The 26,857-nt window shown below is 69.8% G+C and carries 28 protein-coding genes and 1 tRNA gene; 9 read left to right on the forward strand and 20 right to left on the reverse strand.

The annotated features are described in order from the left end of the window. Nucleotides 1-4: 4 nt before the first annotated feature. The 5 genes from RIF93_RS01140 to RIF93_RS01160 form a co-directional block, all read right to left on the reverse strand. Entirely contained in the window at nucleotides 5-1,096 is a 1,092-nt protein-coding gene (locus tag RIF93_RS01140; RefSeq protein WP_309087602.1) for a histidine kinase, read from the reverse strand. Between the two features lie 166 nt (nucleotides 1,097-1,262). Beyond that, nucleotides 1,263-4,343, reverse strand: coding sequence for a TonB-dependent receptor (locus RIF93_RS01145; RefSeq protein WP_309087604.1), 3,081 nt, complete (start codon nucleotides 4,341-4,343; stop codon nucleotides 1,263-1,265). Nucleotides 4,344-4,524: 181 nt separating this feature from the next. Then, entirely contained in the window at nucleotides 4,525-5,274 is a 750-nt protein-coding gene (locus RIF93_RS01150) for a LytTR family DNA-binding domain-containing protein (RefSeq protein WP_309087650.1), read from the reverse strand. Between the two features lie 157 nt (nucleotides 5,275-5,431). Next, nucleotides 5,432-5,506 (reverse strand) — tRNA-Gly (locus RIF93_RS01155). Nucleotides 5,507-5,565: 59 nt separating this feature from the next. After that, nucleotides 5,566-5,964 carry a hypothetical protein gene (locus tag RIF93_RS01160; protein ID WP_309087606.1) on the reverse strand — a complete coding sequence of 133 codons (399 nt, stop codon included), beginning with the start codon at nucleotides 5,962-5,964 and terminating at the stop codon, nucleotides 5,566-5,568. Nucleotides 5,965-6,039: 75 nt separating this feature from the next. On the opposite strand from RIF93_RS01160, the gene RIF93_RS01165 reads away from it, so the two are divergent. Both RIF93_RS01165 and RIF93_RS01170 read left to right on the forward strand, forming a co-directional pair. Then, nucleotides 6,040-6,831 (forward strand): tryptophan 2,3-dioxygenase, encoded by a 792-nt coding sequence (locus tag RIF93_RS01165; RefSeq protein WP_309087608.1) that lies wholly within the window; start codon nucleotides 6,040-6,042, stop codon nucleotides 6,829-6,831. Further along, on the forward strand, nucleotides 6,807-7,988 hold the full coding sequence (locus tag RIF93_RS01170; RefSeq protein WP_309087610.1) for an aminotransferase class V-fold PLP-dependent enzyme: 1,182 nt from the start codon (nucleotides 6,807-6,809) through the stop codon (nucleotides 7,986-7,988). Before RIF93_RS01165 ends, RIF93_RS01170 begins: the two co-directional genes overlap by 25 nt. Here RIF93_RS01170 and RIF93_RS01175 read toward each other — a convergent pair. The 6 genes from RIF93_RS01175 to RIF93_RS01200 form a co-directional block, all read right to left on the reverse strand. Continuing rightward, nucleotides 7,985-8,872, reverse strand: coding sequence for a TraB/GumN family protein (locus RIF93_RS01175; protein WP_309087612.1), 888 nt, complete (start codon nucleotides 8,870-8,872; stop codon nucleotides 7,985-7,987). The genes RIF93_RS01170 and RIF93_RS01175 overlap by 4 nt on opposite strands. A 34-nt stretch (nucleotides 8,873-8,906) precedes the next feature. Next, a complete protein-coding gene (locus RIF93_RS01180) occupies nucleotides 8,907-9,104 on the reverse strand; it encodes a helix-turn-helix transcriptional regulator (RefSeq protein WP_309087614.1) in 198 nt (65 codons plus the stop codon). Next, nucleotides 9,101-9,226 carry a hypothetical protein gene (locus RIF93_RS01185; RefSeq protein ID WP_309087616.1) on the reverse strand — a complete coding sequence of 42 codons (126 nt, stop codon included), beginning with the start codon at nucleotides 9,224-9,226 and terminating at the stop codon, nucleotides 9,101-9,103. Before RIF93_RS01185 ends, RIF93_RS01180 begins: the two co-directional genes overlap by 4 nt. Further along, nucleotides 9,223-9,645: a hypothetical protein gene (locus RIF93_RS01190; RefSeq protein WP_309087618.1), complete on the reverse strand. Its 423-nt coding sequence runs from the start codon at nucleotides 9,643-9,645 to the stop codon at nucleotides 9,223-9,225. Before RIF93_RS01190 ends, RIF93_RS01185 begins: the two co-directional genes overlap by 4 nt. Before the next feature lie 84 nt (nucleotides 9,646-9,729). Next, entirely contained in the window at nucleotides 9,730-10,605 is an 876-nt protein-coding gene (locus RIF93_RS01195; protein ID WP_309087620.1) for a TraB/GumN family protein, read from the reverse strand. Nucleotides 10,606-10,654: 49 nt separating this feature from the next. After that, nucleotides 10,655-11,674, reverse strand: a complete 1,020-nt coding sequence (locus RIF93_RS01200; RefSeq protein WP_309087622.1) for a 2'-deoxycytidine 5'-triphosphate deaminase — start codon at nucleotides 11,672-11,674, stop codon at nucleotides 10,655-10,657. 132 nt (nucleotides 11,675-11,806) lie between these two features. Between RIF93_RS01200 and metZ the strand changes: the two genes are divergently transcribed. Continuing rightward, nucleotides 11,807-12,991: an O-succinylhomoserine sulfhydrylase gene (metZ, locus tag RIF93_RS01205; protein ID WP_309087623.1), complete on the forward strand. Its 1,185-nt coding sequence runs from the start codon at nucleotides 11,807-11,809 to the stop codon at nucleotides 12,989-12,991. Here metZ and RIF93_RS01210 read toward each other — a convergent pair. From RIF93_RS01210 to RIF93_RS01235, 6 genes are all read right to left on the reverse strand, one after another. Next, a complete protein-coding gene (locus RIF93_RS01210; RefSeq protein WP_309087625.1) occupies nucleotides 12,988-14,370 on the reverse strand; it encodes a cytochrome P450 in 1,383 nt (460 codons plus the stop codon). The genes metZ and RIF93_RS01210 overlap by 4 nt on opposite strands. Nucleotides 14,371-14,449: 79 nt before the next feature. Then, nucleotides 14,450-15,346: an Hsp33 family molecular chaperone gene (locus RIF93_RS01215; RefSeq protein WP_309087627.1), complete on the reverse strand. Its 897-nt coding sequence runs from the start codon at nucleotides 15,344-15,346 to the stop codon at nucleotides 14,450-14,452. Nucleotides 15,347-15,400: 54 nt separating this feature from the next. Then, nucleotides 15,401-16,987: a serine hydrolase domain-containing protein gene (locus tag RIF93_RS01220; RefSeq protein WP_309087629.1), complete on the reverse strand. Its 1,587-nt coding sequence runs from the start codon at nucleotides 16,985-16,987 to the stop codon at nucleotides 15,401-15,403. Nucleotides 16,988-17,039: 52 nt separating this feature from the next. Beyond that, nucleotides 17,040-17,978: an ornithine carbamoyltransferase gene (gene argF / locus RIF93_RS01225; protein ID WP_309087631.1), complete on the reverse strand. Its 939-nt coding sequence runs from the start codon at nucleotides 17,976-17,978 to the stop codon at nucleotides 17,040-17,042. Next, the gene (locus RIF93_RS01230) at nucleotides 17,975-19,159 is read right to left on the reverse strand and encodes an aspartate aminotransferase family protein (RefSeq protein WP_309087652.1); all 1,185 of its coding nucleotides are present in this window, start codon (nucleotides 19,157-19,159) and stop codon (nucleotides 17,975-17,977) included. The genes argF and RIF93_RS01230 overlap by 4 nt, the downstream gene beginning before the upstream one ends. A 299-nt stretch (nucleotides 19,160-19,458) precedes the next feature. Next, a complete protein-coding gene (locus tag RIF93_RS01235) occupies nucleotides 19,459-19,959 on the reverse strand; it encodes a hypothetical protein (protein ID WP_309087633.1) in 501 nt (166 codons plus the stop codon). A gap of 166 nt (nucleotides 19,960-20,125) precedes the next feature. Between RIF93_RS01235 and RIF93_RS01240 the strand changes: the two genes are divergently transcribed. Then, complete coding sequence (locus RIF93_RS01240) at nucleotides 20,126-20,977, forward strand: AraC family transcriptional regulator (protein ID WP_309087635.1); 852 nt, start codon at nucleotides 20,126-20,128, stop codon at nucleotides 20,975-20,977. A gap of 6 nt (nucleotides 20,978-20,983) precedes the next feature. On the opposite strand, the gene RIF93_RS01245 is transcribed toward RIF93_RS01240, so the two are convergent. Continuing rightward, nucleotides 20,984-21,805 (reverse strand): ABC transporter permease, encoded by an 822-nt coding sequence (locus tag RIF93_RS01245; RefSeq protein WP_309087654.1) that lies wholly within the window; start codon nucleotides 21,803-21,805, stop codon nucleotides 20,984-20,986. Between the two features lie 249 nt (nucleotides 21,806-22,054). Here RIF93_RS01245 and RIF93_RS01250 point away from each other — a divergent pair, with 249 nt between their 5' ends. The 3 genes from RIF93_RS01250 to RIF93_RS01260 all read left to right on the forward strand — a co-directional run bounded on the left by RIF93_RS01250 (nucleotide 22,055) and on the right by RIF93_RS01260 (nucleotide 24,403). After that, complete coding sequence (locus RIF93_RS01250; RefSeq protein ID WP_309087637.1) at nucleotides 22,055-22,558, forward strand: GcrA family cell cycle regulator; 504 nt, start codon at nucleotides 22,055-22,057, stop codon at nucleotides 22,556-22,558. Nucleotides 22,559-22,695: 137 nt separating this feature from the next. Next, nucleotides 22,696-24,153: an exodeoxyribonuclease VII large subunit gene (gene xseA / locus RIF93_RS01255; protein ID WP_309087639.1), complete on the forward strand. Its 1,458-nt coding sequence runs from the start codon at nucleotides 22,696-22,698 to the stop codon at nucleotides 24,151-24,153. Between the two features lie 28 nt (nucleotides 24,154-24,181). Continuing rightward, a complete protein-coding gene (locus RIF93_RS01260; protein ID WP_309087641.1) occupies nucleotides 24,182-24,403 on the forward strand; it encodes a DUF2093 domain-containing protein in 222 nt (73 codons plus the stop codon). Here the strand turns inward: RIF93_RS01260 and RIF93_RS01265 are convergent. After that, nucleotides 24,400-25,311 (reverse strand): lysophospholipid acyltransferase family protein, encoded by a 912-nt coding sequence (locus tag RIF93_RS01265; RefSeq protein WP_309087643.1) that lies wholly within the window; start codon nucleotides 25,309-25,311, stop codon nucleotides 24,400-24,402. The genes RIF93_RS01260 and RIF93_RS01265 overlap by 4 nt on opposite strands. An 89-nt stretch (nucleotides 25,312-25,400) precedes the next feature. Here RIF93_RS01265 and RIF93_RS01270 point away from each other — a divergent pair, with 89 nt between their 5' ends. Together RIF93_RS01270 and hisN are read left to right on the forward strand one after the other, a co-directional pair. Next, a complete protein-coding gene (locus RIF93_RS01270; protein ID WP_309087645.1) occupies nucleotides 25,401-25,775 on the forward strand; it encodes a helix-turn-helix transcriptional regulator in 375 nt (124 codons plus the stop codon). Nucleotides 25,776-25,807: 32 nt separating this feature from the next. Then, nucleotides 25,808-26,635, forward strand: coding sequence for a histidinol-phosphatase (gene hisN, locus RIF93_RS01275; protein WP_309087647.1), 828 nt, complete (start codon nucleotides 25,808-25,810; stop codon nucleotides 26,633-26,635). A gap of 6 nt (nucleotides 26,636-26,641) precedes the next feature. Here hisN and RIF93_RS01280 read toward each other — a convergent pair. After that, on the reverse strand, nucleotides 26,642-26,857 hold a 216-nt coding region (locus RIF93_RS01280), incomplete at its 5' end, for a hypothetical protein (RefSeq protein ID WP_309087648.1).

Genomic DNA, 26,857 nt, shown 5'->3' on the forward strand with positions numbered 1-26,857 from the left:
AATCTCAGGCCGCGCGGCGGGCGTCCTCGAACATCAGCGGAAGGCGCACCTGAGCCTCGAACCCTGGCGTCATCGGCTGGGTCGTGAGCCGGCCATCCGCCCCGAAGAGGGTTTCGAGACGGGCGGCGACGTTGGCGAGGCCGATGCCAGCGCCGGGCGCGGCCGGCGTGACCGCGGCCCCGTCGTCGCGAACCGTCAGCACAAGGCTGCGCCCGTCGGCGTACGCCGAGACGCGCACGGTCACGCGACGCTTCGAGGCCGCGACGCCGTGCTTGACGGCGTTCTCCACCAGCGGCTGCAGCAGGAAGTGGGGGATCAGCGCCGGATAGAGCGCCTCGGGCGCGTCGATCTCGACGGCCAGCCGCTCGCCGAAGCGCGCCGCCTCGATCTCCAGGTAGGAGCCCACGACGTCCAGTTCCTCCTGCAGCGGCAGCATCGCGCCGGCGGGGGCGCTCAGGGAGGCGCGGAAGAAGCTGGAGAGGCGGCTGACCACCGCCACCGCCTCCGGATTGCGCCCCGCGCCGACCAGCGAGGTCACGGCGTTCAGGGCGTTGAACAGGAAGTGCGGATTGATCTGGAAGCGCAGCGCCGCCAGTTGCGCCTCCTGGGCGGCGGCCCGCGCGGCCGCGAGGGTCCGCTCGCGCTCCTCGGCCTGGATGCTGGCGAGCGTCAGCGCCACGGCGCAGGCGAAGATCACGTGCACCGCCGCCAGCGAGGTGAAGTTGGTCAGCAGCACCAGGTCCCAGTCGCTGACGAAGCCGGGTTTCGCCCCTCCAGGCGAGCCTGGGCCCATCATCGCCATGAACAGCATCGAGTCGGTGATGGTGTGTCCGATGAGCGAGGCCAGGGTCGAGCCGATCGCCGCGGCGACGCGGGGGGCCTTCGGCAGGCCCCGGGCCTTCCACTGGCCGAGGAAGATGCTGAAGCAGAAGATGACGCCCAGGGCGGCGCAGCCGACGAAGTAGAGCGCCGTCAGGCGATCGATGCCGCGGGTCGTCAGCATGGGCGCCAGATAGAAGCTCTGGTTGACGACCCAGAGCACGATGCACCAGAGCATGGCCTGCCCGGCCAGGCGAACGCCCTGTCGGTCTCTCACGCGCAGATCCTCGCGCCGCGGAAAGCGCGAGCTTAGCACGGGCCTGCGGCGGAGGTCCGCCGCTCGTCGCAGAAAATCGGCCGCTCGTCGCCGAACGCGCGCATTCGTCGCGAAAGTGGGAGGGCCGCCTTCGGGGCGAGCGGCCCTCCCTTTCGCCCTAGCTAGCCTAGAAGGCGTAGCGCAGGGTGAACCGAACGCTGCGCGGCGTCTGGTACGAGCGCGGCAGGCCGTAGGATGGCACCGCCAGCCCCGGCGCGCCGCCCGTCTCGCCCTGCTCGACGACGCGGGTGACGTTCTTCTCGTCGAACAGGTTGAACACGTCGACGGCGGCGCTGACCGATCCGAAGCCCTCGCGCTCCTGGACGATGTCCCAGGTGACGTTCAGGTCGGTGTTGGTGACCCAGCCCGTGCGGCCGGCGGAGCCGCGCGGCGTCAGAGTGCGCGTGCCGTTGATGTTGCAATACCAGGCCGACGGCGAGTTGCCGGGGGTCGGGTCATCGGGGTGGTAGCCGATGCATCCGTAGGGGCGGCCCGACTGGGCGTAGAAGTTCGCGCCGATCCGCAGCCGCTCGGTCGCCTGCACGAAGCCGTACAGCTTGAAGGTATGACGGTGATCGTTCGGCAGGTAGCCATAGGCGCCGTCTTCGAGGAAGAAGGCGTCGAAGTCCTGGGTGATCGAGGCGTCGGTCTGCCCGGTGTCGGACTTCACCGCGCCTTCGTAGTTGCCCTTTGACTTCGCCCAGACGTACGAGCCCTGCAGCGCCCAGCGGCCGTCGAACGGACGCTCGAAGGTGAACTCCAGCGCGTCGTACTTCCGCTTGGCCTTGGAGAAGCCGAGGTCCTCTTCGGTGAAGGTGATCTCGCGCAGGTTCGTGCCGGCCGGGCCGCCCAGCAGGTCCAGCATGATCCGCATCTCGCGGCCGGGGTTGAACATCACGTAGTGGCCGGAGAAGCGGTCGTTAGCCGTCGCGCCATCGACGACCGCGCAACCCGCGTCGTTGGTGCGGGCGCAGTAGCGGTCCAGCACGGCGCCGTGACCGAGGTCGGTATCCTCGATCGTCGAGGCCAGGTTGCGGCGCACGTAGCGCAGGCCGGCCCGCCAGCCGTCGAACATGCCGCCGTCGAATTCATGCTCGTAGCCGAGGATGAACTCCTCCTCGTACATCGGCTTGATGTTCTGGCTGACGATCGAACCCGGATTGGGCGGCGTAGCCTGAGAGAGGATCGCGTCGGGCTGCAGGCGCTCGCCGAGGATCGGGATGCCGTTCGCGTCCCGCGCGATGCTGCCGTCGGGGTTCACCGTCACTCGCCGGTAGGTGATGCGGAAGTCCTCGCCCGAGACCGCCCGGATCGAGGTGTTCGTGGCGATCGGCAGGTAGTAGCGGCCAAACGAGCCATAGACCTTGTCGCGCCCCTCGCCGCGCGGGTCCCAGGTGAAGCCGAGGCGCGGCGCCAGCTGGTTATCGAGCTTGATGTAGCTGTCGCCGTCCCGGTTCTTGTAGTTGTAGGTGTCGAGACGGAGGCCCGCCTGGATCGTCAGGGTGTCGGTGACGTCCCAGGAGTCCTGGATGTAGGCGGCGCTCTGCTCGGCGTCGAACTCGCCGGCTGAACCCAGGTAGGTGCTCTGGGCGTAAACCGCGCGCGGCAGGGACGTGCCCGGGATCACCCGGTCGAAGATGTCCATGACCACGCCGCCGTTGTACCCGTGCGTGTCGGTGGACACGAGGTCCTCGCGGTCATAACCCACGCGGATGTGGTGCGAGCCGAAGAAGTTGGCGTAGAAGTCCGCGTCCACCCGATAGGTCTTGCGGGTGTCGAGGCCGGTGGGCTGCAGCGCCGCGGCCACGTTGGCCGGGGTCAGGAACACGGTGGTGGTGGTGCGGCGGTCACGGATGCGCGGCACGCCCACCAGATCACCCTCATCCTGCTGATCGGACTTCACCTCGCCGTAGAGGGCCGAGAGCGTGAACCAGTCGGTGAACGCTCCGGTGTACTTGTAGATCTGGTTGAAGCCGCCGGCGTTCTCCGTATAGCCGAGGCCCTCGCCGATGATCCCGCGGCGCGCGTCGAAGTCGAAGAACCGCTGCTCGTTCTGGGCCTCGTCCGAGAACAGGGTCGCCTCGAGCCGCTGACGGTCCGTGATGTTCAGGTCGAACTTGGCCAGCCAGCGCGGGCTGTCGCTCTTCGTATGCTGCTGCGTGCCGCGGTAGAGGTTCTCGCCGGTGAGGCCCAGCGAGGTCACGCCGAAGTACTCTTCGGTCTTGCGGTGATTGTAGAGGCCGAAGAAGAACAGCCGGTCCTTCAGGAGCGGGCCGCTCAGATAGACCGAAGTGTCGAGCGCCTCGTAGCTGGCGGCGTTGTTGTAGACGCGCGCGCCAGAGACGCCGACGCCGCCGGCCGAATAGGCGTCCGGCACGTTGGTCGCCAGGCTCTTCGGCGTGTAGGCGACGGTCGCGCCGCCGTGCCATTCGTTGGACCCCGACCGGGTGACGATGTTGACCACGCCGCCGGTCGCGCGGCCGAACTCGGCCTGATAGCCGCCGGTCTTCACGTCGATCGACTGGAGAGCGTCGAATGGCAGGTCCGCGTACCCGAGGAGGTGCCGCACGTCGGTGACGTTCAGGCCGTTGATGTAGTAGACGCTTTCGGCCGCCGAGGTGCCGCCGACCACCAGCGTCGACTGGTTGCGCCGCGAGCTGGCCGCGATGGTCGCGTCGGGACGCGACACGCCGGGGGCGAGCAGGGCCACGTTTGCGATCGAGCGGCCGATCGGCACCTGCTGGGCCAGTTCCTGGACGTCGATCACCTGCCCGATGTCGGTGCGCGCGAAGTCGCGCGTCTGGCGGGCGCCGGTGACCACCAGTTCGTCCACGGTGCCGCCGCCGCCCAGGGTGAAGTTGAACGACGAGCCGCCGGGCTGGACGCTGATCCGCTGGTTCGACAGCGAACCGGCGGGGCTGCTGATGGTGGCGGCGTAGGGCCCCACCGGCAGAGCGTTGATCTGATAGCGGCCGTTGGCGTCGGTGGTCGCCTCGCGCGAGACCCCCTGCCCGGAAACCACCGTGACCGTGGCGCCAGCGACAGGCGCGCCGTCCGCGGTCTCCACGCGGCCCGACAGATTACCCGAGGTATAGTCCTGCGCCGTTGCGGCGGTCGGCAGCAGCGCCGGAACGGCCAGCGCCAGCGCGCTCGCGCTGGCATACAGCGTCGAGGCCAGCAGGCGGCCCCGGATCGTCGAACTTTTCACGTGTTTGCACTCCAGCCCTGCGGAGGCGGCCGTCTTCGCGGCCCGCGCTCGCAAATCCCCAGGCGACGCCTCTGCGGCGCCGCTCCCTGGCTGGAACCTGGCAGCGCTGCGGCTCTTACGGTGGCGCTTTGCGACGAATGTGCCGGGGCATGCGGCGAACGGCGCCGCAGCTGGAGAGCGATCAGTCCAGCCCGAGGGCCTCGGTGACGCGCTTGACGTAGCTCACCCCGACCTCGACCGCCGCGCCGTCTTCTGTGTGCAGGCGCATGACGTTGCGCCCTGAACGCTCGACCCGCGCCACCGCGTCCGGGCGCACGAATGCCGAGCGATGGACGCGAAGCAGCTTGGCCGGATCCAGCCGCTCGGCCAGTTCGGTCATGGTAGCCCGGAGGATGTAGGTCTTGGTCGCCGTATGGATGAGGGCGTAGTCGCGTGCGGCTTCGATGCGGCGGATCTGATCCACCCGCACCCGCACATAGCCGTCGCGGCGCCGGATCCACAGCTCCTCGTCGTAGCCAGCCTTCTCCGCCGTCGGGCGAGCCGCCGCGTCGCGCTCGATCTTCTCGTAGGCGTCCAGCATCTCGCGTCTGCGGCGCGCGCGTCGGACAGCTTCGGCGAGGCGGTCCACCTGGACCGGCTTCAGAAGATAGTCGACCGCCTCGAGTTCGAAGGCCTCGGGCGCATGTTCGGCGAAGGCGGTGACGAAGACGACCTCGGGCCCTTCCCCCCGGTCGATGGCGCGCGCGACGGCCAGGCCGCTGCGCCCGGGCATCTGGATGTCGAGCAGCACCAGGTCGGGGCGCGCCGATGCGATCCGCTCCACGGCCTCGTCGCCGTCGGCCGCGACGCCGACCAACTCCACGCCCGGCAGATCACGAAGGCAGCGCGCCAGCCAGTCCGCGGCCAGCGGTTCGTCGTCGACAACAAGCACACGCAACGTCAGGCGACCCGCAAAGTACGGCGCAGGAACGGAACTCCCATTCCCGAGCTTCGAAATTCCCAACGCCAGCCTAGCAGCGTTGGTCGCCCGTCAAAGCAGGATCCGTCGCACCGAATCCGGTGTCCGTCGCAAGAAGGTGGGGCGAGACTGGAGCGGGTGAGGGGAATCGAACCCCTGACATTCAGCTTGGGAAGCTGACGTTCTACCTCTGAACTACACCCGCGGCGCTCCGGAGAGGCGCTCCCCCGATAGCCGTCTTGCCAGCCCCGGGCAAGGCTGGCGTCAGCGTCGCCGACGCGTGAGCTTCTGAGGCGGCATGATCGGCGGCTCGATCTGGACGATCTCCAGGTCATCGCCGACGACGCGCCCGCGGAAGTCGGTTCGGATCTGGAAATCCCGCCCACCGGTGACGTCGATCAGCGGCTCGATGGTGTGGAACGCCACCTCACCGCGCTCCCAACGGATGGGGCCGGAGACCGCCACGCGGCATTCGCCCTGGCAGATCAGCACCTCGGCCCAACCGGCGGCGCGAATGTCCACCGAAAGGCCGTCCCGCTCTCCGGTGAGAGGATCCTGGACGATGCTCGAAAACAGCGCGGCCGGCGGCCTCCCGACGTTGGGCTGAGCGTGCGCCTCAGCGGCGAAGAGCAGGACGGCGACCGCGGCGGGGTTGCGGAGCATCGGAGGGACTGTGGCACGAGCGCTGTGAACAGGCGACGCTTCTTCAGGCGCACGGTTCGGCCTAGGTTCCCCGCCATGTCCGAACCCATGACTTATGCGCGCTACCTGGCGCTCGACGAGTTGCTCGCCTGCCAGAGGCCGCTCAGCGACCGTCACGACGAAACCCTGTTCATCGTCATCCACCAGGCCAAGGAGCTATGGCTCAAGGAGATCATCCACGAGGTCGGCCTGGCCAAGCGGCTGGTGGCCGCGGGCGACGTCGAACCGGCCTACAAGGCCCTGGCCCGGGTGTCGCGCATCCAGACCATCATGACCCTATCCTGGGACGTGCTGGCGACGATGACGCCCGCCGACTACCTGAGCTTCCGCGAGAGCCTGGGGACCAGCTCAGGCTTCCAGTCCCACCAGTTCCGCACCCTGGAATATCTGCTGGGACTGAAGGACGAGAGCTTCCTGCGGTTCCACGCTGAACGCCCCGAGGCGCTGGCCCAGCTCAAGGCGGCCCTCGAACAGCCCAGCCTGTACGACGTGGCTATCGCACAGCTGCCCAAGCATGGGCTGGCCGTCCCCGATGCGGTGCTGCACCGGGATTTCTCCGCGCCCTACGAGCCCTCGCCAGCCGTGGAGGCCGCGTGGCTCGAGGTGTATCGCGACACGAAGCGCTACTGGGAGCTCTACCAACTGGCCGAGAAGCTCGTGGATCTGGACGACGCCCTCGTCACCTGGCGGCACAAGCACGTGCTGACGGTCGAGCGGATCATCGGCGGCCGCCCGGGCACCGGCGGCACCGACGGGGTCGGCTACCTGGCCCGAACGCTGCAGCGGCGCTGCTTCCCCGAGCTTTGGAGCCTGAGGACCAAGCTGTGAAAGCGCGGAAGGACCTCTTCTCCCGTGCGCTGGCCGCGGCGCCCTGCCGGCTGCACCTGGCGGCCCACAGCCATCACCTGTGGCCGGACGTCACCTTCGACGCCCAGCTCGAGGCCTGGCAGGACGCCGCGGCCCTCGCCGACCGCAAGTGGGACAAGGCGCTGGGCGAGATCTATCCGGCAGCCCAGGCGCTGGTCGCGCGCGAGCTCGGCCTCCCCTCGCCCGAAACGGTGGTGTTCGCGCCGAACACCCACACGCTGCTGACGGTGCTGAGATCCGCCTTCGAGACGCGTCCGCTTCGGGTCATGTCGACCGACGGGGAGTTCCACTCGTTCCGGCGGCAGGCGCAGCGCTGGGCCGAAGCCGGCGAGATCGAGCTGACGCTGATCGACAGCGAGTCGCCGAATTTCGTCGAGCTCTTCCTCGCAAGCGCCCGGAGCGGCGACTTCGACCTGATCTTCGTGAGTCACGTCTTCTTCAAGACGGGCCTGGTGTTCGACCGCGTGTGGGAGCTGGCCGAGCTCGCGAGGCCGCAGGGACCGTGGGTAGTCGTCGACGGCTATCACGGCTTCCGCGCCGTTCCGACCGACCTGTCCGAGGTCGCCGACCGGATGTTCTATATGGCCGGAGGCTACAAGTACGCCATGGCCGGCGAAGGCGCCGCCTTCCTGCACGCACCGCCGGGGTTCGGTCCGCGGCCGGCGCTGTCCGGCTGGTACGCCGAGTTCGGCGATCTGGAGGGGCCGCCGGGCGGGATCGGCTACACGCGCGACGCCGGCCGCTTCCTGGGCGCCACCTTCGACCCGTCAGGCCTCTACCGCTTCGTGGCGGCGGGCCAAATGCTGGAAGCCGAGGGGCTGAACACGGCGGCGGTCGCGGCGCACGCGACCGAACTGCAGACCCGACTGCTGGCGATGATCGCCGCAGGCGAGGCCGGGGCCCTTGCACAGGCCGTTCCGGTGAACCCGCCGGGAGACGGGCCGCAGGCCCGCTTCCTGGCGCTGCGGCATCCGAGGGCGCTGGCCTGGAAGCAGGCTCTTATGGAGCGGGACGTCATCGTCGATGTCCGCGACGACGTCCTGCGGATCGGGCTTTCGATCTACCACGATGCGGACGACCTCGCGGCGTTCTGCGAGGCCGCCGGCGCGCTGGACTAGCGGCGCTCGACCTTGAGGCCGCGTTTGGCGAGCTCGGCCTGGACGCTGTCGGGGCCCACGAGGTGGCCGGCGCCCACGGCGACGAAGCTCACGCCCGAGCCGGCGAGCTTGGCTTTGAGCTGGTCGGCCCAGGCGCGGTTCCGCTCGATGACGGCTACTTGGTACAGGGCCGGGTAGTCGCGGCGGGTCTCCTCGACGAACGCGGCTTCGAGGGCGGCGAGGTCGCCGCTGCGCCACGCCTCCACCATGCGGTCGAGCTGGGCGGCGCCGTCCTCCACGTCGTCGAGGGTGGCCGACAGGAAAGCCTTCTGCGTCTCCTCCGGCATGTCCGCGAAAAAACGGATCTGCTGCTCCGCGGTCTCCAGCGCCGTGATCTGACGGCCGGCCTTCTTGGCCTCGGCGGTCAGCACCAGTTCGACGCCGGACTGCGGGTCGTAGCCGGCCTTCACGATGGGCGCCATCGTCAGCGTGAGCGCCGCCAGCCAGGGGCGCATGGGCTCCAGCGCTGCCGGCGGCAGGCCCACCGTCTGGGCTGCGGCGGCGAGTTTCCGCCGATCGTCGTCGTCGAGCTTCGCGGACAGGGACGCCCCGGGATCGACGCCATAGGCCTTCAGGAGAGGCGCGAGCGCCTGCGGATCGTCCATGCCGACCACCTCGAGCACCAGTTCCGAACTCTCGCCCAGCGCGCGGTCGATCTTGGCGGAGCGCCACTGCGCGCCGGGCCGCAGCACATGGACCGTGCCGAACAGATAGATGGTGGAGTCCTCGTCGTTCAGGACCCACAGCGCCGGCTCGGCCGCGGCAGGTGCGGCCGCGGCGAGGGCGATCAGCGCGCAGGCTGCCGCCAGGGTCCGGCGGGCGAGCCGGAAGAGCTTGGAGATCATCTTGGAAGTCCTTCTAGGTCTCGGGCGCGCCGTTTCAGGCATCCTCGTCGTGGAAGATGTCCTCGATCGACAAGCCGAAGACGCGGGCGATCTTGAAAGCGAGCGGCAGGCTGGGATCGTACTTGCCGGTCTCGATGGCGTTGACGCTCTGGCGCGAGACCCCCAGCCGTTCGGCGAGGTCGCCCTGGCTCCAGTCGCGCTCGGCGCGGAGCACCTTGAGGCGGTTCTTCACGAGAGGAACCCCGCGATCAGCGTCTGCGGCGCGACGATCTGAGCGGCGGCGAAGCCTGCGCAGAACAGGCCGACGATCAAGGCGGCGACCACAAGGGCCAGGTTGGCGGCGAAGTCGCTCATCGCTTGCTCCACCACCAGAAGGCCCAGGCGAGGAGGAAGCCGGCGAACTGGGCGATCACCACGCCGAAGGCTCCGGCGTGGACGAGCTCGGCCGGCGTCGCGTTCGGCGGCAGAAGACCCAGGAAAGTCGGGTCGCGAACGGCGACGTACATCGAGGCGGCGAAGCCCACCCCCAGCCCGGCGCTGCCGCCCCAGAACCAGGCGGTCTTCTGGGCGTCGCGGGCCGCCTCGTCGATCCGGCGCCAGTAGAGCCACGTCAGCCACAGCGCCGGGATCAGCGACGCGAGCAGGATGAGCCCCCGATACTCGCGGAGCGCTTCAACGTCCTCGGCGCGCCCGATCAGGAGGCCCGCGATGGCGGCCAGCGCCCCGACGCCCGCGAGGATCAGTACCGGGCTGCGCGTGCGAGGTTTCCACATTGGCAAGCTCCTTTGTCTCTATGACAAGGAAACATGACAGCCCAGAGCTGTCAAGCATCCTGGACAGAATGTCGTGTGTGCTTGCTACTGGACGCGTGTGACGGTGAAGCCGCGCGCCGCCATCAGCGCCGGAAGGCCGTCGTCGCCGACGAGGTGAAGGGCGCCCACGTTCACGAGGTCGACGCCGGCGCCGTCCATCGCCTCGGCCAGCGCTTGAGCCCAGGCGACGTTCCGACGTTTCAGCAACGCCTCGTAGAAGGCCGGATTGGTCAGCTTCATCTCGCCGACCAAACCGGGCCCCAGGCGAGCGAGGTCGCCGGCGAGCCAGGCGGATTCCAGGTCCGGCTTCTGAAGCAGGCTGGGGAGCGGCAGCCGCGGCTGGCCGCGCTCGCGGATCACGTTCGTCAGGTACTTGACCTCGGCCGGCTCGGGCAGGCTCGCGAACATGCGCGCCTGATCCTCGAGCGTCTCGAAGGCGCGCAGGCGCTTGCCGCCCGCACGGGTCGCTCGGGTCATCGAAAGGTCGGCGCCTGCGTCCAGGGTGGCGCCTCGACTGGCTACGGGCTGCATCGAAAGCATCATCGCCGCGGCCCAAGGCCGGAGGTGGTCGATCCGGGCGAGGTCGGCATGCCTGGACAGCGCCTGCAGGTCGGCCGGAGCGAGCTTCTGAGACAGCCGCCGCTCGGGATCGACGCCGTAGCGCTGGAGGATGGACATGATCCGCGCGGGGTCGGCGCCGCCCATGTCGGCCTCGAACCAGACGGTCTCGGCCCGGGCGTAGGCGGCGTCGTAGGCCGGCGTCCGCCACTTGGCCGCCGGACTCAAGGCATGCAGCGTGCCGAACAGATAGATTTCGGAATCAGCGTCGGCGACCTTCCAGAGCGCGGGAGCGGCCCCCGCCGCTCCCGCCGCTCCTACCCCCAGGAAGAACGCAGCCGCGAACCCCGCGGCGCGACGCACCCAGCCCAAGATCCCCCCGATCTAGGCGCCGGCGGAACTCTCCGGCCGCCTACTCGCCCCAAACCTTGAAGTGCTTGGATAGCTTTAGACCCTGGCGCTGGTAATGCGACCCGAGGTCGCCGTAGAGCCGGGTGGGACGGTCCGTCAGCGGCTCGTAGACGAGGCGGGCCACGGTCTGGCCGTCCTCCAGGATGAATGGCGTCTCGTGGCTGCGCACCTCGAGCACGCCTTTCGAGCCCTTGCCATGCGCCTCGTCGGTGCCGAAGCCGGGATCGAAGAAGCCGGCGTAGTGAACGCGGAACTCGCCGACCGACGGATCGATGGGCGTCATCTCGGCGGCCTCGAGGACGGGGATCTCCACCGCCTCCTTGGACGCCAGAATGTAGAACTCGCCCGGATCGAGCAGAAGCTGACCATTGCGCGGGATCAGAGGCTCCCAGTAGTCGCGCGGGTCATGCCCGTCCTCGTGGTCGAGATCGACGACGCCGGCATGACGACGGCCGCGGAAGCCAGCGATCTCGCCGGTGAGGTCCACGCCCACGCTCTCGATCCGCAGGCGCTCGGGGACGCCCCGCTTCAGGCGCAGCTGGTTCAACCGCGTACCCGAGCGAACCAGCACGGAGAAGGTCTGCGGCGCGATCTCGATGTAGGTGGGACCGGCGTAGCCCTCGGACACGTCATCGAAGGCGCCGCCGGCATCGGTGAGCAGGCGGACGAAGACGTCGACCCGGCCCGTCGAGCTCTTGGGATTCGCGCGGGCCGACACGCCCGGCGGCAGGGTCAGCCGCTCCTGCAGCTCGGCGATGTAGACGCAGCCTCGCTCGAGCACCGCCCCCTTGGTGAGGTCCAGCTCGTGCATGGCCACCTCGCGGATGCGCTCGCGCACCGTGCTGCGGCCGGGCAGGAACGAGGCCCGCACGCGCCAGGCGCGGCCGCCAAGCCGCAGGTCCAGGCTGGCCGGCTGGACCTGGTCGGCGTCGAAGGGGGTCTCGGAGGCGATCGCGCCGTTGGCGATCAGGCTCTCGATGGATTGGCAGGGCAGGATGCCCGGGCGGTTCGTTTCGCTCATGGGCGGCGAAGACTTAGCCGAGAACGGCGCCGTGGCAAGCGCGATGGCGCCGCTCCGCGCCAACCGGCCCTTGACCCCGCCGGCGGGACGGCGTTCCTCACCGCAGCTTTTCTGTAAGTGATGGAGGCCGCCATGGCGGAAGACCCGCGGGATTGGGAGATCGAAACCCAAGCAGTGCGCGGCGGCCTGATGCGCACCGAGCACGGCGAGATCTCGGAAGCGCTGTTCCTCACGCAGAGCTTTTCTTACGACAGCGCCGGCAGCGCGGACGCCCGGTTCGCCGGCGAGGCGCCGGGCTTCATCTACCAGCGCTTCGGCAACCCCACGACTGAGATGTTCGAGCAGCGGCTGGCGCTGATCGAAGGCGCCGAGGCCTGCAAGGCGACCGCATCGGGCATGGCCGCCGTGCAGCTGGCGCTGATGGGCCTGGTCAGGGCCGGCGACCACATCGTGGCTGGCCGCGCCCTCTTCGGCTCGTGCCGCTGGATCCTGTCGGAATGGATGCCGAGGTTCGGGGTCGAGACGACCTATGTCGACGCTACGGACATCGGGGCCTGGAAGAACGCGGTCCGGCCGAACACGAAGGCCTTCCTGGTGGAAAGCCCGGCGAACCCGCTGCTGGAGGTGACCGACATCGCCGCCGTCGCACAGGTGGCGCGAGACGCCGGCGCCAAGCTGGTGGTGGACAACGTCTTCGCCACGCCGGTCTTCCAGAAGCCGCTGACGCTGGGCGCCGACGTGGTGGTCTACTCGGCCACCAAGCACATCGACGGCCAGGGCCGGGTGCTGGGCGGCGCGATCCTCGGAAAGACGGACCTGCTGACTGAGGCCTACAAGGATATGCACCGGCACACGGGGCCGGCGCTGTCGCCGTTCAACGCCTGGGTGCTGCTGAAGGGTCTGGAGACCCTGGACCTGCGCGTCCGGCGCCAGACCGAGAACGCCGGCAAGGTGGCTGAGGCGATCGCCGCCCACGCCAAGGCTCGGCAGGTGGTCTACTGCGGCCGGCCCGACCACCCGCAGGCGGCGGTGATCGCCCGGCAGATGAGCGGCGGCGGCAACGTCATCGCCTTCGACCTCGGCAGCCGCGACGCCGCCTGGCGCTTCCTGGACGCGCTACAGATCGTCGACATCTCGAACAACCTGGGCGACGCCAAGTCCATGGCCACGCACCCGTCCACGACCACCCATCGTTCGATGCCCGAGGCCGAACGCGAGGCCATCGGCCTTACGCAGGGCTGGGTGCGGATGAGCGTCGGCCTGGAAGGCGCCGGCGACCTAGTGCGCGACGTGAGCCGCGCGCTGGATGCGGCCTAGGCGGCCCGCCGGCCGACACGTTCGCGGGGCTCGATCAGCATCGGCAGTCCGCCCTTCGGCCGCAGGGTGACCGAGGCGGGCGGCGCGACCACATGCTCAGGATCGAGCCGGAAGCGGTAGCGCGCCAGCCATTCCGCGAGGATCAGCAGGCCCTCGTTCAGGGCGAACGTCGCCCCGATGCAGACGCGCGGCCCTGCGCCGAACGGCAGGTACTGGAAGCGGTGGCGCCGCGCCTTCGCGTCGGCCGAGAAATTCTCCGGGTCGAACCGGTCGGGGTTCGCCCAGAGCTGGCGGTGACGATGCACCTGCCAAGGCCAGACCGAGACCATGTCGCCCTTGCGGATGCGGTGGCCGCAGAGCTCGTCGTCGGCGAGGGCCACGCGGTCGATCCGGGGCACCGACGGATAGAGACGCATGGCCTCCTCCAGAACCTGTCGCAGGTAGGGCAAGCGCGCGACCGTCTCCGCTGGCGAGACGCCGGCGGCCAGCGCAGCCTGCGCCTCGTGGGCCGCGCGCTCCTGCACGTTGGGCTCGCCGCCCAGGCAGTACAGGCTCCAAGTCACCGCGTTCGAGGTCGTCTCGTGGCCGGCGACGAAGAACAGCAGGGCGTTGTCGAGGATCAGCGCGGCCGCCCGGTCCGGCGGATGCTGGGCCGAGAAGGCCTCGATGAGCCGGCCCATGAAGTCCTGCGGCGGCGCAGGATCGCCTTGCCGGCGGCGGATGAAGTCCTTGAGCTCGCGGCGCAGGTGGCGCTGGCTGACGCGACCGCGGCGCGCCACCTTTGACTGGTCCAGCCACGGCATGCCGAAGATCACGCCCAGCCGGTATTCGCCCAGGGCGGTAAGGACGGCGAGGATGTGCTCGCCGGCCTCGTCGGAGCCGAGCGCCGCATCACCCGAGAACAGCGCCCGCGAGATGACCTCGAAGGTGGCGCGGGTCGCCTCGTCCGAGACGTCGATGCGGTCCGCGTTCGCCCAACGGTCGGCGGCCTTCCGGGCCACTTGGGCGAAGATTGGCGCGAACTGGGCCACCGCATGCGGCGTGAAGATCGGCGCCATCAGCCGGCGCTGGTCCTTCCAGTCGGCGCCATGGGCGGTGAACAGGCTCTCGCGCAGCACCGGCGACAGCATCCGCAGCACCAGGGGCGGTTTCGGGTAGTTGTCGACGTTGTCGAGGAAGATCCGGCCGATCGCGTCGGGATCGGCGACCACGTGGTACGGCAGGGTGACGATGCGCCGGTACCTGTAGAGGTCGTCGAAGGCCGGATCGTCCCAGCCCAGCAGCATGTTGGTCGCGTACTCGCCGGTGAACATGCGCCAGATCGGCAACGGCGTGGCCCGGCGCGGCGGCTGGGCGGGTTCGAAGGACGTGGCGGGCATGGCGATCCCCTCGGCCTGACGCGCGCATCATACGCCCGCCAGGCCCGGGATCACAGCGTTATTTCACCGCCCCGTGAATTCAAGCGACTGCTTCAAGGGCCGCCGGCTCGACGGCGTAGACGCGGCTGCAGTATTCGCAGGTGACGTGGATCTTGCCGTCAGGTTCGACCATGTCGGCCCGGTCCTCCGCCGGGAACGACTTGAGCACGGTCTCGATGCGCGACTGCGAGCAGCGGCAGAAGGCGCGCAGCATCTTCGAGCCGAACACGCGCACGCCGTCCTCGTGGAAGAGCCGCCACAGGAGGGTGTTCGAGTTGAGCTGGGTGTCCAGCAGTTCGTCCTCACCGAGGGTCTCGAACAGCGCCTGGCTGCGATCCCAAGCTTCGATCGTGGAGCCGCGCGCCTCGTCCTCGGCGATGTACTGGATGAGGAAGCCGCCGGCGCGGTAGGCGCCATCGGCCTGCCCCACGGCCAGGCGGACGCGGGTCGGGGTCTGTTCGGATTGGGCGAAGTATTGCTCCGCGCACAGGGCCAGGGTCTCGCCCTCGATCGCGGTGATGCCTTGGTAGCGATCCATGTCCGCACCTTGGTCGACCGTCATGATGAATACGCCGTCGCCGAGCAAGCTGCGCGCGCCGGGGCGCTGGAAGCCCTGCGAGGCCGCCTCGACCTCGTCAGGATCGAACCGGCAGTAGCCGCGCAGACCGCCTGAGGTGTCGTAGTCCGCCACGAGGTAGCGCACGGCGCCCGAGCCGCGGGCCTCGACGATGAGCCGGCCGTCGAACTTCAGGTTCGAGCCCACGAGCGACGCGAGCGCGCAGGCCTCGCCCAGCAGGTTGGCGACGGGCTCGGGATAGTTGTGGCCGCGCAGGATCTCGTCGATCGCGGGCCCGAGCCGCGCCACGCGGCCGCGCACGGGTTCGCCTTCGATCTGGAAGGCGCCGACCAGGTCGTCGGGAACGGGAGGATTGGACATGGGCGCCAATATAGGATGCGCCGGCCCGTTTTCGAGCGCGGCGATTTGTTCGCGCTACCGCGTCCGCCGGAAGCGGAGGTCGCGGACACGGCCGGTGGTGAAACGCAGAGCCTCCACCTGGCCCTGGGCGTTGCGGACCAGGCGCACGACGCCGCCTTGGATCAGGAAGGTGTCGCGGGCCAGCGCCTCCAAGGTCTGACGGTAGCTCGGCCGGTCGGCCGGCTGCAGCACCAGGCGGCCCTGCCAGTAGCTGAGGCGGAGCGTGGCCTGGGCCTCGTCGCTGGCGAACGTGCCGGCGGCCGCGGCGAGCTCGGCGGGCGTGTGGGCATGGGAGGTGAGGCGGCGGAAGCGGAAGACATCGCCGGCCGGCGTCCGCCGCTCGTAGCCCTCGGGCGTGAAGACGATGACGTCCGAGCCGATCAGGTAGCGCGCCTCGCGCTCGGCGTAGATTAGCGGCCCCCCGCTGAGACGCAGCACGCCGCCGTCGCGGACGATGCGGCCCACCTGGCCGGTGCGCTCGTCCAGATAGACCCCGGGCCGGACGTCAAGCTCCGCAGCCGGAATGGCGGCGCCGACCGGCGACGGCTCCACTGAAGGGGTCAGGTGCAGGTCTGCGGCGCGGCGGCCGAGCGCGACGGACTCAGCCTCGGACGTGTTGCAGAGCACCGCCACCGAGAGGCGCCGTTCCGGATAATACGCGAGCCAGGTGCGATAGGCTGCGGTGGCGCCGGAGTGCGAGACCTCCTTCATGCCATGACGCGCGTCGACTACGACCCCCCGCGCATAGGGAACCCTGCGCCCGCCCGTGAGCACGGCCTGGACCTGCATCTCGGCGTAAAGCCCGGGCGCCAGGCGATCCTCGACCAGCGCGCGCTGCCACGTCAGCAGGTCCGAGACGGTCGTCAGCAGGCCGCCGTGGCCGTAGGTGCTCTCGAAAGGCATCTCCTGGAAGGGACCGGCGCGGTAGGCGACCGCGCGCCCCTTCACGACGCGGCGGAAGTCGTCGCGCCACTGGGTTCGGCTCATGCCCAGTGGCTTGAAGATCCGCTCCTGACTGAACTGGGCCAGCGTCTGGCCGCTGACCCGCCGCACCACCTCGGCGGCCAGGATGTAGCCGGTGTTGGTGTAGGAGTACTCCGCCCCGGGCGTGTAGTTCAGCGCCCGCTGGCGGAAGGCGATCGAGAGCGCCTCCTCGTTGGTGTAGGCGCGCGTCGTGCGGGGCCAGCCGGCCAGTTGGGCCACGTCGCCCCAGTCGCGCAGGCCGCTGGTGTGGTTCAACAGCTGCTCGATGCTGACGGGGGTCGGATAGGTCCAGAGCTCGGGGACGTACTTGCGGACGTCGTCTCCCAGCTGGAGCTTGCCGTCGCGGGCGAGGAGCAGGATGGCGGCGGCGGTGAACTGCTTGGCCACCGACCCGGACTCGAACACCGTCTCCGGCGTGTTGGCGACGCCGTGTTCCAGGTCGGCCATGCCCCAGGCGCGGGTGAGCGGCGCCTGGCCCGGTCGCTCAATGCCGATGGCGCAGCCCGCAGTGGCGCTGGAGAACCGCTGGAAGACGACGTCCAGCTCCTCCGCCGTCTGGGCGTGGGCCTGGGCAGCGACGAGCGCGAAGGCGCCCGCCAGATAGACGGCGAACTTCATGGATCCCCCGATCAGGTAGCGAGGCTAGCCGCCGCAGCGACCGCGGCGCAAATCAGATCGCGCCGAAGCACCAGGCCAGGATCGACTTCTGGGCGTGCAGCCGGTTCTCGGCCTCGTCCCAGATGAGGCTCTGCGGACCGTCAATGACCGCGTCCGTCACCTCTTCCCCACGGTGGGCGGGCAGGCAGTGGAGGAACACCGCGTGCGGATCGGCCTCGTCCATCAAGGCCTCGTCGACCTGATAGGGCTCGAGGGCGTCGAAACGCTCGTCGTGGTCGGTGTCGCCCATCGAGACCCAGGTGTCGGTCACCACGCAGTGGGCGCCGGCGACGGCCTCCCGCGGATCATCGGTGGTCTCGACGAGCCCCTGCTGTTCGGCCGCGCGCGCGAGGTCCACCAGGTCGGGGTGGTAGATGGCCGGCGTCGCGATCCGCAGCCGGTAGCCCAGCTTGGGCGCGGCGTGGATGAAGCTGGCGCAGACGTTGTTGCCGTCGCCCACCCAGGCGATGGTCTTGCCCTCCACAGGGCCGCGATGCTCCTCGAAGGTCATCAGGTCGGCCAGGATCTGGCAGGGGTGGCTCCGGTCGGACAGGCCGTTGATCACCGGGACCGACGAGGCGAGCGCGAAACGCTCGATGTCCTCGTGGACGTTGGCGCGGATCATCACCGCATCGACCATGCGCGAGAGCACGCGGGCGGTGTCCTCGATCGGCTCGCCGCGCCCGAGCTGCATGTCCACGGCGTTGGAGATGATCACATCGCCGCCCAGCTGGCGCATGGCCGCGTCGAACGAGAAGCGCGTCCGCGTGGAGTTCTTCTCAAAGATCATCGCCAGCGTGCGGCCATCGCCCGGTCGGTCGGCGTCGGCTCTGCCCTTCGGCCAGCCCTTCCGAGCCGCCTTGCGGGCCTTGGCGTCCTCGAGGATGGCGCGGATGTCCGCGCCGTCCAGCTTCCAGAGGTCGAGGAAGTGCCGGGGAGCCTGGGCGCTCACGCCGCGGCCGCCTTGGCCTTGGCCCGCGCCGTCTCGCAGGCGCGCTCCAGCTTGGCGATCGCTTCGCGGGCCTCCTCGAGCGACAGCGTCAACGGGGGCAGCAGGCGCACGCAGTTGTCGCCGCCCCCGGCGATCAGAAGCTTTTCGTCGCGCGCGTGCTGCATGAACTCGCGGTTCGGCGTCGCCAGCTTGACGCCGATCAGCAGGCCCTTGCCCCGGATGTCGAGGACGACCTCGGGGAAGCGATCCTTCAGGCCCGAGAGCTGCTGGCTGAAGTAGCCGGCGACCTCGCGCACGTGGGCCAACAGCTCGGGCTTCACCAGTTCTTCCACCGAGGCGAGGCCCACGGCCATGGCCAGCGGATTGCCGCCGTAGGTGGAGCCGTGCGAGCCCGGCGTCATGCCCTTGGCCGCCTCGGCGGTCGCCAGGCAGGCGCCGACCGGGAAGCCGCCGCCCAGGGCCTTGGCCACGGCCATGATGTCGGGGTTGGCCGCGCCGTCGGCCCACTCGTAGGCGAACAGCTTGCCGGTCCGGCCCAGGCCGCACTGAATCTCGTCGTAGATCAGGAGCACGCCCGTCTCGTCGCAGAGCTGGCGGATCTCCTTGAGCTGCGCCTCGGTCCACGAACGGGCCCCGCCTTCGCCCTGCACGGGCTCGAGCAGGATGGCGGCCGTGGTCGGCCCCATCAGCGCCTTCAGGCCTTCGATGTCTCCGAACTTGGCGCCGATGAAGCCGGGCGGCGGCGGGCCGAAGCCCTCCACGTAGCTGGGATTGTTGGCGGCGAAGATGGCGGCGATCGTCCGGCCATGAAACGAGCCGTCGAAGCCGATGATGTCGATGCGCTCAGGCTGGCCGTTGGCCCAGTGATGCTTGCGCGCGGTCTTGATCGCGCACTCGATGGCCTCGGCGCCCGAGTTGGTGAAGAAGCAGACGTCGGCGAAGGTGTGCCGCGTCAGCAGCTCGGCCAGCTTCTCCTGGTTCGGGATGCGGAAGACGTTGGACGTGTGCCAGAGCTTCTCGGCCTGGTCCTTCACCGCCTGCACGAGCTTGGGATGCCCGTGGCCCAGCGCGGTCACCGCAATGCCAGCCATGCAGTCGAGGTAGGCCTCGCCGTCGGCCGTGTAGAGTCGCGAGCCCTCGCCTCGCTCGAACGCCAGCGGGGCGCGCGCGTAGACGCCCATGATGTGGTCGCTGGGAACGGGCGCGGCGGTCTGGCCGGCGGTCTTATCGGTCAACGAAGGTGCCCTCCAAAACGGAAGCGTCCCCGCGCGTTCGCTGCGGGGACCGGAAGGCCTGGCCTTTTCCGCCTCGAATGGGGCGATGTCAATGTTTTGCGAGGGGAAGGACTGGGGCGGCGTTGTGGGCCGCCGCCCCCGCCCGGCTGCGGGAGCTCCTGTTGGGCTCAAGAAACAGCGCGTGGCCGCGCTGAGGTTTCGGGGCTGTTCAGCCGTTGGCGGGGCTCCGGCTGGCGGCCGCCCGCTCAGGGAGCGGCGCGGGTCCGGGCGCGAAGGACGAAGACGATCGCCAGCCCAACGCCAATATGCGCGAGCACATCAAACACCGAAGTCAGGCCATCCCACCTCGGGAACACCGTGGGCCACCGAAGCGGCAGCACGACGCCGTACATCACCGCATAGAGCCCAAGCCCGTAGACGGCGCCTGAAGTCCAGGGGCGGCGGTACAGCGCCGGCAGCCGCCCCGCGGCAATGGCGAAAGCCGCAGCCATGGCGGTGGCGATGGCGAGATGGATGACGATGCCCAACGTCGCGGAGGTCCAGCCCATCGAGAACGCCGGCTTGCCGATGACCGCCGCCGCGACGCTCTGCCAGACGCGCTCGACGGTGCGGCCCGTGGCGAGACCGATAGCGCCGGCGTAGACGAAGTCCACCGCACCACCGGCCAGACCTGCGAGCGCGACGCTCGCCAGCGCGGCTTGGCGGGATTTTGGAGGATGGAGGCTCGCAGCAGTGCTTACGGTCATCGTTCTTGCGCTCTCCGGTAGAAGATCCAGCCTGCATCGCCGCCTCCGCTGCGTCGCGCACGATCCGACACGCCAGAGCACATTCGGATGACGCCCGGACGTCCGATGGGCCTTGGGCTTTGACTTCGTCGTGAAATGGTCGCTGGCTGACGGACGGAAATTGCCGATGACCTACCCGTTCCGGTTCACCGACGTACCGAGCCCCACCCTGGAGAATGGCGAAGCGCGCGATTGGGGCGGCCTCGCGGCGCGGCGGCTGACGGCCAGCGCGGGCTTACACGCCGGCGCCCCGTTCCATGACCATCGCCTGCTGTTCTACCTCTCGCCGGGCGTGCCGGCGGAGTGCGCCTGTGAGGGCGTCAAACAGCGGCGCGTGCAGGGGCCGGGAGACTTCGATGTCGTGCCCGCAGGTGCCCAGGGCTCATGGGAGGACGCCGCGCGCATGGAGATGGTCTCGGTCCGGCTGTCGCCCGAGCTGCTGACCTCCACCGCCGAGGCGCTCGAGACGCCAGGCGGGCGCGCGGATCTCGCGCCGAAGCTGGGCGCGCGCGACGCGCTGGTGGACCATCTGGTCCGCGCCTTGATCGACGAGCTCGACGCGCCGCAGCCCGCCAGCCGGCTCTATGCCGACGGGCTGGCGGTAGCCCTGGCGACGCGCCTGCTGCATGAGCTGGGCCCGCGGGTCCCCGGCCGGCAGATCCTGTCCAAGCCGCAGCTGCGCCGGTTCGTGGACTACGTGGAAACACACCTCGACGCAGAGCTCACCCTGGCCGAGCTGGCGCAGGTGACGGGCATCAGCGTGCCGCACCTGACCACCCTGTTCCGCCGCACCATGGGCCAGTCCGTCCATGCCTATGTGATGGAGCGGCGGGTCTGCCGCGCCCGCGCCCTGCTGCTCAGCGGGCGTGCGGGCATCGCCGAGGCGGCGCTGGAGACCGGCTTCGCCCACCAGAGCCACCTCGCGCGCTGGATGCGCCGGCTGTTGGGCGTAACGCCCGGTCAGGTGCTGCGGGGCTGAGCGCCCCTAGGTCTTGATCTTGTATCCGACGCTGAACAGCCGAAGGCACGCGAAGCCGAGGACCAGCACCAGCACGGCCGTCATCACGCCGCCGACGACCAGGTTGCTCTCCGCCTGGCCGGTGAAGCCGTAGCGGAAGCCGTCGATCAGGTAGAAGAACGGGTTGTAGTGACTGGCCGTGCGGAACGGCTCCGGCAGACGTTCCACCAGGTAGAAGGTGCCCGAGAGGAACGTCATCGGCATGATGACGAAGTTCGTCACGGCAGCCATGTGGTCGAACTTCTCGCTCCAGAGGCCGGCCATGATGCCCACGAACCCCATGATCAGGGCCGCGCCCAGGCCGAAGTAGAGGATCGCCCAGGGCTGGGCGAGCGGCAGGCGTGCGAAGGGCAGCACCGCCAGCAGGCTGATCGCACCCACCACGACGCCGCGGGTCGCCGCGCCGGCGCCGAAGCCCGCCACGTGCTCGGCAGGCGTCAGCGGCGGGGTCAGGAAGTCGCCCATTAGCCCATTGAACTTGGCCTGCAGCAGGGACGACGACGAGTTCGCGAAGGCGTTGGAAAGGATCTGCATCATCACCAGGCCCGGCGCCACGAAGGTCCCGTAGTCGACGCCGTGCACCTGCCGGCCGCCGCCGACGGCGACCACGAACACCAGCATGTAGAGCAGCGCCGTGACCACCGGCGCCGCCAGCGTCTGCATGCCCACCTTCATGAACCGGCGGACCTCGCGCAGGTAGAGGGTCTTCAGGCCCTCCCAGTTTACGCCGGGATACGCGCGGGGCTGGGGCGGCAGGACAACTTCGGCGTCGGCGGGCAGGTCTCGCATGGCGCAGATGTGCGCCGCCTCGCCGCCCATCGCAAGGGCGGGGCCGGAACTCGCCAGGTACGCGACATTCGCGCGCATCCCGCACGCAACATCTAGTTCCTGTGGATGACCGGTAGGGCGCCTATTGTGGCCGTTTAGGAGTTGTTTACTACTGATAGTGGTTGGTGGGCGGCGAGAGAGCCGGGCGCCACAAGATGTTGAATCTGCGGGCGTGGGGACGTCCGCGAACCCTCTGGGTGGGAGGCGGTAATGGGCTGGACCGACGAACGGGTCGAACTTCTGAAGAAGCTCTGGCTGGACGGCCTCTCGGCCAGCCAGATCGCCAAACAACTGGGCGGCGTGACCCGCAACGCGGTGATCGGCAAGGTGCACCGCCTGGGCCTCTCGGGCCGGGCCACGCCCTCGAAGCCGCAGCGGACCGTCTTCAAGGCGCCGCGTCCGGCGCGCGTCGCGACGGCGGCCCCGTCGGCCCCGCGCCGCATCGCCGAGCCGGTGGCCGCGGCCCCCGCGCCGTCGCCGGTGCGCTACGTGGACGAAGCGCCGGGCATGGCCACGGTGCTGACCCTCGGCGCCCACATGTGCAAGTGGCCGATCGGCGACCCGGCCCTGGACAGCTTCACCTTCTGCGGCCGCCGCACCGACGAGACCGGCCCCTACTGCTGCGAACACGCCCAGGTGGCCTACCAGCCCGCCCAGGTGAAGAAGAAGTCGAGCGCCGCCGAGCTGGCCCGCTCCTTGCGCCGCTACATCTGACGAGATCCGCGAAAGCGGCCTGACCGATCCGTTGGGGATGGGGGGCGTGTCCGGTGCTTAGGGTGTGTATCGCCCGCGGCGCCAGGGCGCGCCCCTTTCCATTTGGGGCGCCGCCGGGCGGTGACTAAGTTGGGCTCATGAGCGAAGCAGCTCCCGCAACCGACGCCGGCGGCAACGCGCGGCCCTATTCCGTCTCGGAGCTGGCGTTCGCGCTCAAGCGTACGCTGGAGGACGCCTACGGCTTCGTGCGGCTGCGGGGCGAGCTGTCGAAGGTCACGCACCATTCGAACGGCCACGTCTATCTGACCATCAAGGACGACAAGGCCGCCATCGACGGCGTCGTCTGGAAGGGCCAGGTCCGCAATCTCTCCGTCCGGCCCGAGCAGGGGCTGGAGGTGGTGGTGACCGGCAAGATCACCGCCTATCCGCAGGGCTCCCGCTACCAGATCGTCATCGAGACGATGGAGGCCGCCGGCGTCGGCGCGCTGCTGGCGCAGCTGGAGCGCCTGAAGGCCAAGCTGAACGCCGAGGGCCTCTTTGCGCCCGAGCGGAAGAAGCGCTTGCCCGAGACGCCGGCCGTGGTGGGCGTGATCACCAGCCCCACCGGCGCCGTGATCCGGGACATCCTGCACCGCATCCGCGACCGCTGGCCGTGCCACGTGGTGGTCTGGCCCGTCGTGGTGCAGGGCGACGCCGCCGCCGGCCAGGTGTGCGCGGCCATCCGGGGCTTCTGCGGCCTCGATCCGAACGGCCCGGTTCCGCGGCCCGATGTGCTGATCGTCGCCCGCGGCGGCGGCTCGGTCGAGGACCTCTGGCCGTTCAACGACGAGACGCTGGCGCGCACGGTCGCGGCCTGCACGATCCCGTTGATCAGCGCCGTGGGCCACGAGACCGACACCACCCTCATCGACTTCGTCTCGGACCGTCGGGCGCCCACGCCCACCGCGGCCGCGGAAATGGCGACGCCGGTGCTGGCCGAGCTGAAGGGCCTGGTGGGCGATCTGGGCGCCCGCATCCACCGCTGCGCCGGGCGGATGGTCGAGGACCGCCGCGGTCGGGTGCTGCACGCCGACCGCGCGCTGAAGCGCGTGCCCGACCTGGTGGAACTGGCCGCCCAGAGATTCGGCGTCGTCTCGGGCCGATTGGGCGCCGGACTGGCGCGCAACGCCGCCGCCCACGAGCGCGACCTGGTTCGGGTGGCCTCGCGCCTGTCGCCGCTGCTGCTGCAACGGCCCCAAGCTGTGCAGAAGGACCGGCTGGAGGCCCTGTCCGCCCGGCTACGCCCCTGCATGGACCGCCGGCTGGAGCGGCTCTCCGAGCGACTTGATGGCCTTGGCAAGCTTTACGCCAGCGTCGATCCGGACCGGCCGCTGCAGCGCGGCTTCGCCCGCGTCACCCGCGCCGACGGATCGATCGTCCACGCCGGCGCGGCGCTCGCGAGCGGTGAGGAAGTGGCGATCAAGTTCGGCGACGGCGCGACGCGCCAGGCCGTGATCGACGGAGCGGCCGGCGCCGCGCCGCAGCCGCCACCGACCCCGAAGCCCACCGCCAAGAAGCCCAAGGCCGACGCGCCCCTGCAGGGCGACCTGTTCTGAGCCGCGGCAAAGGACTAAATAGGCGGCCATGAACGCCCACGACCGCGACTTCGCCGCCGGCGACATCGCCAAGCTCCACTACGGCGACGGCGACTTCGCCGTGCTGAAGCCCGGCCGCTATGTGATCTGCGCCGTGACCGGCCAGAAGGTGCCGCTTGAGCAGCTGCGCTACTGGAGCGCCGAACTGCAGGAGGCCTACGCCGGCCCGGCCGAGGCGCTGCAGCGCTGGAAGGAAACCCACGGCGCCTAGCGCGCCTGCTTGTAGACCTCGTTCGGCCAGCGCTTGTGGACCCAGAACCACTCGTGGGGCCGGGCGCGCACGCGATCTTCGATGAAGGCGTTCACCCGCGCCACGCCGGCGGCAATATCGGCGTCGCGGTCGCCGGTGTCCGTGAGCCGGATCGGCTCGTGCACGATCACCTTGAAGCGCGCGCCGGGTCCGACCCGCTGAACGCTCATGGGCTGCAGCGGGACGCCGAACCGCAGCGCGAAGGTGGACGGTCCCGGCGCCGTGTGGGCCATGACGCCGAACAGCGGCGCGGCGACGCCGCCATTGAACTTCTGGTCGTTCATCAGGGCCACGGACTCGCCCCGCGACAGGGCGCGCATCAGTTCCCGCGCGCCCTCCAGGCCCTTGGGCGCGAACAGGCGGACGCCGTAGCGGAAGCGGTTCTTCCGCACGCGGCTGTCGACGTGCGGATTGTTCATCGCGCGATAGGTGATCTGGCACGGCACACCGGCGCGCACGATCGCGGCCGCCATCACCTCGAACGCCGAGAAGTGGCCCGAGATGAACACCACGGGCCCCGCGCCCGCGGCGATCTCGCCCAGGCGTTCGCCGTTCTCGACGGTCACCCGCTCCGGATCCGCGGCGATGCGGTCGAGGATCGGGAACTCGGCGATCCAGCGGCCCAGCTCCTCCCACTGAAGCACCATCAGCCGGTCGATCTCGGCGTCGGATGCTTCGGGAAACGCGATGCGCAGGTTGCGCTCGGCCACCCGCCTGGCGCTGGTCAGCGGGCCGAGCGTCCGGAACAGCCAGGCGCCAAAACCGGACACCGCATCGATCGGGAACAGGCGCGCCAAGCCAGCCAGGGCGTCGAAGCCCAAGGCCTCCAGCCGCCAGGCGATGTCTTGCGCGAAAGCGGGCTTGGCCATGGCCCCTTCCATAGTGGCCCGCGACTTGCCGGGGAAGGCTCAAGGGGTCCCGATACGGGACGCCTGGGGATGAAGTGCGGGCGTAATCCATGGACGAGATCGACCTCCACCTGGGCCGCAAGCTGCGGCGTCGGCGTAAGCTGCTGGGCCTGACCCAGCAGGAACTGGCGGGCGCCTGCGGCGTGCGCTTCCAACAGATCCAGAAGTACGAATGCGCAGCCAATCGCATGTCGGCCGCCCGCCTCTGGCAGCTCGCCGAGGTGCTGGAAGCCCCCGTGAGCTACTTCTATGAAGGCCTCTCGGAGGCTCAGCGCCGCGCCCACGAGGCCGCCGGCGAAGAGACCGACGTCTTCGCCCGCAAGGAGACCCACGAACTGATCCGCGCCTACTACGCCCTGGGCGAGCGGCCGCGCCGGCGCCTGCTGGAGCTGGCCAAGGCGATGAACGTTGAGACCCAGGGTTAAGCGCGAGCCAAGTTCAGGCTAAAGCGGGGGCCATGCCGCTGTCCCCCGCCCTACTCGCCGAACTCGACGCCTTCGTGCTCGAGTTGAACCGCGCCGCCGCAGCCGCGATCCTGCCGCTATTCCGCGCCGACCACGGCCTGATTGACAAGGGCGTCGCCGGCGCCGTCGGCTACAAGGCCTTCGACCCCGTCACCGAGGCGGACCGCGGCGCCGAACGGGCGATCCGGGCGCTCATCGCCAAGCGTTACCCGGACCACGGCGTCATCGGCGAAGAGTACGGCGAGGATCGGCCCGACGCCGAGTTCGTCTGGGTCCTGGATCCGGTGGACGGCACGCGCGCCTTCATCTCCGGCCTGCCGCTCTGGTGCGTGCTGATCGGCCTCCGACACCAGGGCAGGCCGGTGCTGGGCTCGATCGGCCAGCCCTATCTCGACGAGGTCTATCTCGGATCGGCCGCAGGCTCGCGACTGGTGGCCCGGGGCGCCGAACGGCCGCTGAAGGTGCGGCCCTGCCCGAAGCTGACCGACGCCATCATCGCAACGACCGATCCCGAGGCCTGCTTCAGCGGGGCGGAGCTCGGCGCCTGGACCCAGGTGCGCGCAGCGGCCCGCCTGGCCCGGCTGGGCTGTGACGCCTACGCCTACGCCATGGTGGCGGCGGGCACGATGGACCTGGTGATCGAGGCGGGCCTCAAGGCGTGGGACATCGACGCCGCCATCCCCGTCATCGAAGGGGCGGGCGGGCTCACCACCGACTGGCGCGGCCGGCCGGTGGGACCCAACGGAGGCCAGATCGCCATCGCGGGCGACCGCGCCTGCCTGGAGGAAGCGCTGGTCGCCCTGAGGCGTTCGGCGGCCTGAGCCGCCTTACTTCTTGGCCGGAGCCTTCTTCGCCGCCGGCTTCTTGGCGGCGGGCTTCTGAGCGACCGGAGCCTTGGCGACCGCCGCCGGCTTGGCCGCAGGCTTGGCGGCCGGCTTCTTGGCGGCGGCCGGCTTCTTTGCCGCGGCCGGCTTCTTGGCGGCGTCGGGCTTGGCGGCGGCCGGAGCCTTCTTCGCAGCGGCGGGCTTGGCGGCGGCCTTCGG

Source organism: Phenylobacterium sp. (assembly GCF_031181185.1).
Classification (GTDB): Bacteria; Pseudomonadota; Alphaproteobacteria; order Caulobacterales; family Caulobacteraceae; genus Phenylobacterium.